The 11,416-nt window shown below is 38.7% G+C and carries 10 protein-coding genes and 1 pseudogene; 8 read left to right on the top strand and 3 right to left on the bottom strand.

Annotation, left to right across the window (positions count from 1 at the left end; all coding sequences use genetic code 11):
- Positions 1 to 280 precede the first annotated feature (280 nt).
- From pcm to amrS, 3 genes are read right to left on the bottom strand one after another with little or no spacing between them, the layout of a single operon-like run.
- The gene (gene pcm / locus WBM70_RS06260) at positions 281 to 892 is read right to left on the bottom strand and encodes a protein-L-isoaspartate O-methyltransferase (RefSeq protein ID WP_424557645.1); all 612 of its coding nucleotides are present in this window, start codon (positions 890 to 892) and stop codon (positions 281 to 283) included.
- Positions 893 to 895: 3 nt separating this feature from the next.
- On the bottom strand, positions 896 to 1,699 hold the full coding sequence (gene amrB / locus WBM70_RS06255; RefSeq protein WP_424557644.1) for an AmmeMemoRadiSam system protein B: 804 nt from the start codon (positions 1,697 to 1,699) through the stop codon (positions 896 to 898).
- A complete protein-coding gene (gene amrS / locus WBM70_RS06250) occupies positions 1,696 to 2,706 on the bottom strand; it encodes an AmmeMemoRadiSam system radical SAM enzyme (RefSeq protein WP_424557643.1) in 1,011 nt (336 codons plus the stop codon). Before amrS ends, amrB begins: the two co-directional genes overlap by 4 nt.
- A gap of 217 nt (positions 2,707 to 2,923) precedes the next feature.
- On the opposite strand from amrS, the gene WBM70_RS06245 reads away from it, so the two are divergent.
- The 8 genes and pseudogenes from WBM70_RS06245 to WBM70_RS06210 all read left to right on the top strand — a co-directional run.
- The gene (locus WBM70_RS06245) at positions 2,924 to 4,105 is read left to right on the top strand and encodes a YbfB/YjiJ family MFS transporter (RefSeq protein ID WP_424557642.1); all 1,182 of its coding nucleotides are present in this window, start codon (positions 2,924 to 2,926) and stop codon (positions 4,103 to 4,105) included.
- Between the two features lie 58 nt (positions 4,106 to 4,163).
- A complete protein-coding gene (locus WBM70_RS06240; protein ID WP_424557641.1) occupies positions 4,164 to 4,895 on the top strand; it encodes an outer membrane lipoprotein-sorting protein in 732 nt (243 codons plus the stop codon).
- 4 nt (positions 4,896 to 4,899) lie between these two features.
- A complete protein-coding gene (locus WBM70_RS06235; RefSeq protein ID WP_424557640.1) occupies positions 4,900 to 6,120 on the top strand; it encodes an ABC transporter permease in 1,221 nt (406 codons plus the stop codon).
- Positions 6,113 to 7,333, top strand: coding sequence for an ABC transporter permease (locus WBM70_RS06230; protein ID WP_424557639.1), 1,221 nt, complete (start codon positions 6,113 to 6,115; stop codon positions 7,331 to 7,333). Before WBM70_RS06235 ends, WBM70_RS06230 begins: the two co-directional genes overlap by 8 nt.
- Positions 7,330 to 8,001, top strand: coding sequence for an ABC transporter ATP-binding protein (locus WBM70_RS06225; protein ID WP_424557638.1), 672 nt, complete (start codon positions 7,330 to 7,332; stop codon positions 7,999 to 8,001). The genes WBM70_RS06230 and WBM70_RS06225 overlap by 4 nt, the downstream gene beginning before the upstream one ends.
- Positions 7,973 to 9,115: a hypothetical protein gene (locus tag WBM70_RS06220; protein WP_424557637.1), complete on the top strand. Its 1,143-nt coding sequence runs from the start codon at positions 7,973 to 7,975 to the stop codon at positions 9,113 to 9,115. Before WBM70_RS06225 ends, WBM70_RS06220 begins: the two co-directional genes overlap by 29 nt.
- A 145-nt stretch (positions 9,116 to 9,260) precedes the next feature.
- Positions 9,261 to 10,523, top strand: a complete 1,263-nt coding sequence (locus WBM70_RS06215) for an HD domain-containing phosphohydrolase (protein ID WP_424557636.1) — start codon at positions 9,261 to 9,263, stop codon at positions 10,521 to 10,523.
- Between the two features lie 208 nt (positions 10,524 to 10,731).
- Positions 10,732 to 11,416: pseudogene (locus tag WBM70_RS06210) on the top strand (pyruvate:ferredoxin (flavodoxin) oxidoreductase); the annotation flags it as partial.

Below are 11,416 nucleotides of genomic sequence, written 5' to 3'. Positions count from 1 at the left end.
GTCCATATTGTTATATTCCGCAAATTAAAAATGAAAACGACTTGTCAACCAACCATGTTCTGCTGTATACAAGGAATTAAATGGAATATGTCTTAACATATATATATTCTTTTCTAAATTATTTTTTATTCAATTTGATTATAACAAGAGTAAATAAATTAATGAGTTTATGTAAGATTGATTTTATGAAAAAGTACACCAAAATATGGTTTAACCGTTATATACTATTGTTCATAAGTTGAATTTCATCACTTTAAGTGAAATATAAAAGGTGGGAGAATCAATAGATCAAAGGTACAAATATGAAGCCGTAAAACGCTTCTTGTTCTATCTGTGTTTCTGAGATCTTTTTAAATCTATAGATGGAGTTTTCTACCGGTATAACTAACGTACCGCCTACTTTTAACTGAGAAAAAAGCTCCTTTGGAATTTCATCTGCAGCGGCAGAAACTAAAATCCTGTCAAACGCTTCACCCGGCAGACCAAGCTTTTCTCCTGCTTGTTTAATGCACCCATGATCAAAATTGAAATGTGATAGATTCTCCTGCCCTTGTTCTACCAAGGTACTGACCCTTTCAACTCCGATCACACTTCCCTCTTCTCCTACAATGTGACAAAGCAGTGCTGTTGTCCACCCTGACCCTGAACCGATATCAAGTACCTTATCACCCTTTTGGGGTGCAAGCTTTTCCAGCATGAATGCTACGGTAGAGGGTTGAGATATCGTTTGACCATTTCCTATGGGTAAGGCATTATCTATATAAGTCTCATTCTTCCATGTTCTTGGTACAAAATATTTTCTATCCACTGCTCTAAAAGCATCGATGATATGAGGGCTCTTCAAGACATTAGAGAAGATAATCGTATCGACAAGCTCATGCATCGTCTTCATCTGTTACTCCACAAACGCAGCGCTCATATACCCTACTACTTGAGATTTATCACCACTGGCATCTGCACTTGTACGATAATCAAGTAGTATGGACCTCAATCCATTCTTCTTCGCTGTTATCAGCATTGCTTCCACACCGATCTTTCCACAAGCTTCACATCCTTGATGTAATTCGGCACTATTGATTGTCTGAACTGCATCCAAACAGATACTATCAAGTGTATTGGCCTTTTTGATATCATAATAGTGGCTTAGATCTGTACTTATGACCACTGCTGTCGTAGGGTCTTCAAGAAGATACTCAATAACTCCTGCCAATTTTTCTGGAGATTCATCACCATATACCAACTCAACAACGGAAACTTCTGGTGTATAGTTCTTCACAAAAGGGATCTGCACTTCGGTACTGTGTTCATGATGTGCTTCAGGTATGAAAGGTAATTCAAATCTCTCTTTGAGCTCTGAGATCAATTGTTTATCTATCTCCAAGGCGCCTAAAGGAGTTTGATAACTATCGAATTCAGAAATACTGGTACCCTTCAGATACACACGATGACTGGGCCCTATGATCACAATCCGTTTGGCATGCGAATTAGATAGTAGTCTCAATGCTATGTTTGCTGTAAAACCTGAATAAACATATCCTGCATGAGGTACTATCACTGCCCGTGGTTTAAGATGAAAGACACCATCATTCTCTTTAAGATGTTCATCGAGTATTTGATTATAATGCTCTAACATTGAGTGTATCTCATCAGGATTCGATGGATAAAATTGTCCAGCTACTGATGTTTCTCTTGTGTTCATGACCATACTCCTTCTATCACTCTGTGACACTTCGGACAGTGACCATTTTCCAAGGTATTGACCGTTACATTGTAACCTGTACGGTCTATCACTAACTCGTCACAATCAGGACAGTGTGTATCTGCATGTACAGGCACATTCCCTAGATAGATATAGTGTAGACCTGCTTCTTGCCCTATCTTTTTGGCACGCATAAGTGTTTCAAGTTTTGTTCTCTGATGATCTAGCATCTTATAATCTGGATGAAAAGCACTTAAATGCCATGGCACATGTTTTCCAAGATCATTGGCTATGAAGTCTGCCATCTCTTTCAGATCTTTATCACTGTCATTATCACCCTCGATGAGCAGTGTAGTGACCTCAACCCATATCCCGGCCGCTACCATTCGTCTAAGTGTATCTTTGACCTCTTCAAGTCCACCTTTCAGTACCTTTTTATAGTAGGCATCATCCCAGCTTTTCAGATCGATGTTGGCAGCATCGACCCAGCTTGCCATATCTTCAATGATCTCTGGTGATTCAAAACCATTTGAGACAAATAGGTTTTTAAGGCCTTTCTCTTTAGCGATCACACCTATGTCTTTGGCATAAGGGTAGAAGATCGTAGGTTCATTATACGTGTAGGCGATAGACTCTGCACCATGTGTAATTGCCAACTCTACCATCTCCTCTGGACTTACGTTGATATCTTCATTCACTTTATGCTCTTGAGAAATATCCCAGTTTTGACAAAATGGACATTTGAAATTACACCCTACGGTTCCAAATGAGAGTGCTGTCGTCCCTGGCAGTACATGATTGAGCGGTTTTTTCTCTACTGGATCCACATGTACTGCAATGGGATGACCATATACGAGTGTTTCAAGTTCTCCATCCACATTTTTGTTGATACCACAGATACCTACCTGCCCTTCTTTTAGTTTGCAAGAGTGGCGACAGAGCAGACAGATTATCCTGTCCTTACCCTCTTCTTTTGTATAATATTTCATATCTTTATTAGATGTCATGGCGACTCCTTTATTGAACAACCTTTATAGTAATTGACTCAACTTTACTTTATGATATCACACCCTCATGATAAAAGTCAAGACCCTGCATGAGAACCTACCAGTTTATATATCTGAAAGTTCCAACTATTTTCATCAATATCAAGACACTTTTGCTATACTTCCAAACTAACTCAGATCATGGTAGAAGAGAGTACTTCTACTGGAAAAGACAACTATGTTAAAAACACTTCTAGATAGAAATGCTAATACATCCATACTCCTTGCCGGTATTCTAGCTATCATAGTTGGCGTAGGTGTAGCTAGGTTTGCTTTTACTTCTCTTCTTCCCTATATGCTTGAAGATTTTCTATCTTTGACCTATGCTGGCATATTGGCCGCATTTAACTTTGCTGGCTATTTGGCAGGTGCTGTTTTCTCCATATTTCTTAAAGACATCAATACCAAAGTAAAGTACTTCAGGATAGGTATGATCCTAAGTATTCTCACCACATTGGTACTTGCGACCACGACAAACGAAACACTATGGCTTGTCTCAAGGGTCATAGCCGGCTTTGGAGCAGCAATGGTTCTCATAGTAGGTGGTGCGATAGTCATGGTCAAGCTGAACGTTGAAAATAAAACAAAGGCTATGGGTATACACTTTAGCGGTATTGGTTTTTCTATAGCCGTATCTGAGATCATAAGCCAATACATTCTAAGAGATGGTACTTGGGCTGATGCTTGGCTTGCCTTATCTGGGTTTGCTTTTATCGTCACTTTTTATGTTATTTATATTTTATCTTTTGATAAAGCACTTAAAAAAGATGCCGTCAAACACCCTCTCTCTATGTCAATATTTTCTACTTATGTCATTCTTCTTATCTTGGCCTATTTTACTGAAGGTGTGGGCTTTGTGGTTCAAGCTACTTTTTTACCCGATATCATCAACTCACTTGAGGGCTTGCAAGGGTATGGAAATCTAGGATGGCTCATCGTAGGTGTCGCAGGTATTCCCTCTTCCATAATCTGGATGAGATGGGCACACAGCTATGGAAGTGTCAATGTTATCATCATCGCAATGGCACTGCAGATCATAGGTATACTCATACCTGCATTGAGTACAAATATCTATTTAAATCTACTTAGCAGTGCATTATACGGTAGTACGTTCATTGGGCTTGTAGCACTCTTTCTCAATTATGGCGGTCAACTGGCCGGAAAAAACCCTGTGGTCCTCATGGGAGCTATGACAGCAGCCTATGGTATAGGCCAAGTGGGTGCGCCACTTTACAGTGTCGCTTTAGTTGACTATTATGGTAACTATAACTCTACATTGTATGTGACTGCATTTATCGTGTTTATAGGTATACTCTTTTTACTCTATGCCAAGAAAATTGAACCTATGAAAGAATCATGATCTATACTGTCACAAAGTATTATTTTCATTTTTGCTATAATTAAAAAAAAGGGTTTTTATGAAAGCAGTATTGTCTCTACTTTTTATGGTCTTTTCTCTACAAGCCAACGAAGCCCAAGCTATCATCAAAAAACTTGAAAAGAACCTACGTGGTGACTACATGTACTCTACAATGAGTATGATCGTCTCTTCTAAGCGTGGTAAACGCACGGTAAAAATAGAAAGCTGGTCTAAGGGGAATGATAAAAGTTTCATAAAGATCCTTTACCCTAAAAAGGACAAAGGCATTACCTTTTTAAAGATAGACAATCAAATGTGGCAGTATATCCCCAAGATAGAACGTACTATTAAGATACCGCCATCGATGATGCTTCAAAGCTGGATGGGAAGTGACTTTACCAATGACGACATGGTAAAAGAGAGTTCCTTGGAAGAGGACTATAATGCCAGACTTCTTTCCAGACAGGGAAACTCTGCTACTTTGGAGCTTATCCCTAAAGAAGACGCCGCAGTGGTGTGGGGAAAGATCATTATTGATGTGGATCTAAAAAATGCTGTGCCGGTCAAAGAAATTTTTTATGATGATATGATGCAAAAAGTCAGAGTGATGACTTTTTCTAAGATAGAACAGCACGGTTCGCACAGAGTACCTATGGTCATGGAACTCAAACCTCTTGATGCGAGTAAAAAGAAAAACCGTACAAAGATCATTTTTGAGAAAGTGAACTTTGATGCTAAAATTGACTCTTCTTACTTTACAAAACAAGCTCTAAAACGCTACTCAAGGTAAACCTATGCTTACTTCACTTGCATTTAGAAACATTTTAAAATCTAAAGGTAGAAGTATCATCACCCTACTTTTGAGTACATTTACCACTATCTTTTTCATCATCTATGTGGCATTCTTGGATGGATCACATCATCAGTTCATCAAAAGTTCTTTAGAAATATATACAGGATATGCACATGTGAACCTTAATGGGTATAGAGATGAAGGTGGATATGATGACCTTATAGAAGATGCCAAAAGCATTGATGCAATACTCAAAAATGACTCTTCCATCAAAACCTATAGCCCAAGATTTGAGACCTATGCATTGCTATCAGGTGACGAAAAAGCCGTAGGAAGTTTAATTGCGGGGATCATACCTTCTCGCGAAAAAACCTTGAGTAAGCTGCAGGAATCACTCATAAAAGGTGAGTACCTCAGTGATAATGATACCAATGCCATCTACATTGGTTCTGAACTAGCCAAACGTCTTAAAGTGGATGTAGGCAGCCAGATTGCCATGGTCGGGTCTTCCATTGACTACTCTATCGCTGCAGATCTTTTCACAATAAAAGGGATCTTCAAAACAGGTCTTTTCGAATTTGACTCACAATCGGCGTTTGTCAATAAATCCTATCTGGATACCGTCATGTTAAGTGACAACATAGCCAGTTATTTTACACTGAACTTTCATGATAATAACAATATCGATAAAATGACTATTAACTTACAGGCTTTACTTCCATCAGAAGTTGAAGCCGTCAACTGGAAAATTCTTCTTTCCGCACTGGTCCAAGCTATGCTGGTTGACTCCATATTTAACTATATCTCCATCTCTATCTTTTTTCTAGTGATCTTTTTTGTGATCATGATCTTTTCCTATGTTAATATCTATACAAGAGCCAGAGAGATTGGCCTTTTACGAGCCTTAGGACTGACTTCAAAAGATATCTTTGGCATGCTTTTTGTTGAAATACTGATTCTTGCGACGATCAGTATAGTCGTAGGTACTATCATTGGTGCTTCTATTGCTTACTATTATGAACTGCATCCTATCGTGATATCCGGCATAGCTGAAACCTATAAAGAGTATGGTGTGGTCAGTGACGAGATACCTATGAATTTTGATCTTTTTACCATAGCATGGAATGCTCTGACGATCTTCATGCTCAATCTTGCAGCCATTATCTATCCTGTATCAAAGATCAACAAGCTTACTGCAATGGAGGCAATGAGATATGTATAGACACCTTGCCTGGCTTAGTATTTGGAGACGTAAAACACGTTCATTAATGGTGATCATGATGGTCGCTCTAAGTCTCAGTGGTCTACTTGGATTACAAGGACTTTATGACGGGATGATCAGCCATATGATCAATACGACCATCCGCAGTGACTCTGGGGAGATATCTCTCTATGCACAAAAATATCGTCTACACAAAAGTCTTGACTACAAACTCAGTCCCCTCTTACGATATGAAGATGCATTCTCTAAAATTGAAGGGGTTGACGCTTACTCAGTTCGATTGGAACAAGAGGGACTCATTGCCACAGCGCACAAGTCACTTGGAGCAACTCTCAAAGGTATCTCTTTGGAGAATGAACAAAACTTCGGTCAGTTATCTGCTTTTATCACCCAAGGGGATTATAATTTTGGCAAAGGAAACAAAGGAGCGTTGATCGGTTCTGCATTGGCTAAAAAGTTTAATCTTACTATAGGAAGCCGTGTGATCTTTACAGCCCAGGATGTGACCGGAGAGATCAATTCCATCTCTTTTCGTATTAGCGGTATTCTCAAAACAGGCAACCCTTCTATAGATGATAACTCTGTTTTTGTCTCTATGGAAAAGATGTCAAAATTTCTAAACCTACAAGAGAGTGCTACCCAAATAGCACTGCGTGTGAAAGATGTAGATAGCATAAGCATGGTACAAAAAGAACTGCAAACTTTGTTTCCGGATGTCGATGTGCTTCGTTGGGATGAACTCTATCCTTTACTCATACAGATGCAGGAATTGATGAATATCTTCAACTTGGCCTCTTATGCCATCGTCTTTATCGTCGCTGCACTGGGTATATTCGGAGTGATGCTTGTCTCTGTTTTAGAAAGGATGCGTGAATTTAGCATCATGCTTGCCATCGGAACTCCATACAAAACAGTAAGAAATCAGATCATCATGGAAGCATCTTATTTAGGCATTATCGGTTATGTGGCAGGTGCTTTTTTAGGGTGGATCTTACTTCTCTATATGTCGATGGAAGGTGTCGATATGCGCTCTTTTGAAGCAGGATTGGAACTGTATGGATATAGTGCGATCATGTATGCAAATATGCATCTTTACTATTTCTTTCAAGCTTTTTTTGCTGTATTTTTTGCTACCCTGCTTTCAGTGGTCTGGCCTCTTCGAAAGCTTAAAAAAATAAAACCTATACAAGTCATACAAGGAAAAATGTTATGAAACTCAACCATGTCTACAAAACATTCTACCCTGACTCTCCCAAGGAGGTCAAAGCCCTGACAGATATCAATCTTACCTTTAAAAAGGGAGAGTTCACTACACTTAGCGGCGAATCTGGTTCTGGTAAAACCACCCTGCTCAACATTATAGGTGGTCTCGACTCTGCTACAAGCGGACAGATATTTTTTGAGGGAGAAGAGATATCTGCCTATAGTGAAGAGAAGATGGCAAAGCTAAGACTGCATGATATCGGTTTTATTTTTCAGGCATATAATCTTATACATGTACTCTCAGTTCGTGAGAACATAGGATTCATCATGAAGCTACTCAAGTTTGATGAGAAGAAGATAGAAGCACGAATACTGGAACTGGCTTCCATCTTACAGATAGAAGATCTTCTCGACAAGCTTCCAGGTGAGATCAGTGGGGGTCAGCAGCAGCGTGTAGCTGTAGCACGTGCCGTTGCTTCGCGCCCCAAACTCATACTTGCAGACGAACCCACCGCAAATCTTGATTCAAAGAACAGTGAACGTCTCATGAACATGCTGCGTACACTGAATGAAAAAGAACAGGTCACAGTCATTTTTGCGTCACATGACAAATATGTTTTAGAACAGTCAAAACGTATTGTAGTCCTCGATGATGGAGTTGTCATTGAAGATCGCTAACTGTATTGGATTAGTATGCTTTACTGTACCACTCATGGCTATAGAACATGATATCACTATAGAGAACACAAACTATACGATCTCTAAACCCCCTTTCGGTGAGGAAGATAGAACCCTCTACAATTACAATAGACTACGCTTCACGGATAAGATCAAAGAGGGAAACTGGTTTGTCAATATCATTGCAGATATAGATAACTATTTTGGTGAAGAGTATATTGACAGCTTTGAATACAACTATTTACGTACCATCAAAGCAGATACACCTTTTAATATAGAAACAAATGCGAAAAATTATGGAAAAGGTGAAGTATTTGGACGTCTGCATCGTTTTAGTGTCGGTTACGCAGATGAAAAACACAATGTCGTCTTTGGACTGCAAAAGGTCACTATGGGTGTAGGCCGCATATGGACACCTACAGACCTTTTTAACCCTAGAAACCCTCTGGCTCTTGAACCTGACCAGATCTATGGAAACTATGCACTCTCCTATACCTATGCCCTGGGTACATTTAGCCAGATCATGGGTGTCGTTGCCAAACGTCATGATGACAGCTATAAATATGCAGGAAGAGTGAAAACCAATGTTGGGGTAGCAGATATTGCAGTCGATCTCTTTTCAAGTAATGATGCCCAGATGATAGCGTATGAGATTGAAGGCTATGTATTTGATACAGGAATTGAATGGCGAAGTGAAGGTGGCTACTACAAGGATAAACTTTTAGATAAAGACTTTTATCAGACCATATTAGGTGCTGATTATGGCTTTGTTAATGGCCTTACTGTCACAGCTGAGTGGTTACACTCTTCAGAGACATACAGTGCTAATGAAATTCTTCTCACTCAAAACAGTACACTCTCGAACAACCGTCACCTTTCTTCTGACTATCTGGGTGTATCAGCATATTATGATTTTAATCTGCTCATCAATGGTGCCATAAGTATGATATATGATCTAGAAGACCAAAGTAGTTTTATCTCGCCTGTTATAGAGTATAGCATCAGCGATGACTCATCTTTAGCCCTAGGTGCACAGGTTTATAATGGAAAACGAGAGAGTGAGTTTGGCAATATAGGAAACAGTTATTATCTACGTTTCAAAGTCACCTATTGATCCTTGATTCCTATCCAATTTTAAATACATCTTAACATGTATATTATAAGATAAATAATATTCATGATATAATCAAAAATAATGTCATGAATGGACTTGCATGTTTAACAGATATCATAAATTATTCTTCTTTTTAATGTTCACTATGACTTTTCTACATTCGAAGGTACAGGTTGATAACTATCTTAATATTCAACATGCATGGGAGGATCATAAAGAAGCTCTGATCTTACTCATTATTATGGCTTTTGTAAGTCTCTATTATTTTATACGTATATCCAGGTTAAATCGTGCCTTGCAACTCTCAAAAAATCAACTTGAAGAGCATGAGAAAGAACTCGAACAAACAGTTGAAAAACGTACCAATGAAAAAATGGAACTAGAAGTAGAAAAGTATCAAAACTTTGAACACATCTTACAGTCATTTATCAATATCATCGAAGACCGTGATGCATACACTGCGGGTCATTCACAACGAGTAGCCCAATATTCCCGTTCAATAGCTGAGCACATGGGATACTCAAAAAAAGAGTGTGATCTTGTTTATCATGCTGGTATCCTACATGATATCGGAAAGGTTGCAACACCTGATTCCATACTGATGAAACCCGATCTATTTGACGCTGTAGAGAAAAAGCTGATAGAAGAACATGTAAACATGAGTTTTAAAATACTTTCTGCTATTCCAATGTATATGGAAATGGCAGAGATCATACTCTATCACCATGAACGTTATGATGGTAAAGGTTATCCTTCGGGGGTTAAAGGTGATGATATCCCCATGTTATCACAAATCATGATCGTTGCCGATGCCTTTGATGCCATGACAACCAGTCGTATCTATCAAGTACGTAAAAGTATCCCTGAAGCCATAGATGAAATTCGCTTGCATACTTCAACACAGTTTCATCCACAGGTTGCAGAAGCTGCCATCGAGGTCTTTTCTCAGATAAAAGATATTAATGCTTTCGAACAATTACCAACCACGCAGATAGAAAAGGAGCGTTTTTCTTATTTCTACCGTAATCAACTCACTTCACTGTACAATCAAAACTACTTGAACTTTATTTTAAATAAAAATTTTGACACCATGAAATACATATGTTTTAATGTTCTCTATCTCCATAACTTCTCTATCTCCAATCAAAAACAAGGCTGGGAATTTGGGAATGAACTGCTCATTACCTTCGCAAAGTATCTTCGTAAAACATATCCGGATTCATTGATCTTCCGTATACACAGTGTTGATTTTTGTATCATGTCCACTAGCCATACAGAAATTGATATTGAGATGCTTAGAAAACTCGATTTTTTTACAAAATCAGATATCACCATTACACACAAACATATTGATCTGCGTGAAATAAATATGGGTAATCTTCAAGAGCTAGAAGCAGAACTCTATTAAAGTATTTATACTAAAGAAAAAAAGAATTTTACTCGTTTCAAATACTTTTCTTAATATCTACAAATATTTTAGAGTTAAGTGCTACAATATTAAAATGATCAATGAAGGTCATCTCCAAACTTAGTACTTAATGCCTTTATATTGTAATGACTTTAAAAGTACAATATATTATATGATTTTTTCAACCAATGAATAAAGGAATATCATTATGACAGAGCGCTCAACAATTACTGTCGATGGTAATGAAGCCGTTGCACTAATAGCCCACAAGATCAACGAAGTCATTGCCATTTATCCTATTACTCCCTCCTCCCCGATGGGTGAATTCAGTGACATTTACAGTTCAAAAAAGCAGAAAAATATTCTTGGTACGATTCCTGAAGTGTATGAGATGCAAAGTGAGGGAGGCGCGAGTGGTGCTATTCACGGTGCATTGCAGGCGGGTGCACTTACAACCACGTTTACCGCTTCTCAGGGTCTACTGCTGATGATACCCAATATGTATAAGATCGCCGGAGAACTGACTTCCACGGTATTTCATGTTGCCTCCCGTTCCCTTGCGGCTCAAGGGCTTTCCATCTTCGGAGATCATCAGGATGTAATGGGAGTAAGACAAACAGGCTTTGCTTTATTGTCCTCCAATTCTGTACAGGAAGCACATGATTTTGCTCTTATTTCACAAGCCGCAACTTTACATGCACGTATTCCATTTTTACATTTTTTCGACGGATTTCGCACTTCTCATGAAGTAAGCCGAATTGAAAAACTCTCAGATGATGTGCTCAAAACGATGATCGATCTTGATCTGGTCGAAGCACACCGAAAACGAGGCCTCACGCCTGATATACCTGTGCTTCGAGGTACATCACAAAATCCTGATGTCTATTTTCAAG

The organism is Sulfurovum sp., from assembly GCF_049668085.1.
Classification (GTDB): domain Bacteria; phylum Campylobacterota; class Campylobacteria; order Campylobacterales; family Sulfurovaceae; genus Sulfurovum.
The sequence above is the reverse complement of the archived record's forward strand: the minus strand, read 5'-3'. Positions and strand labels throughout refer to the sequence as shown.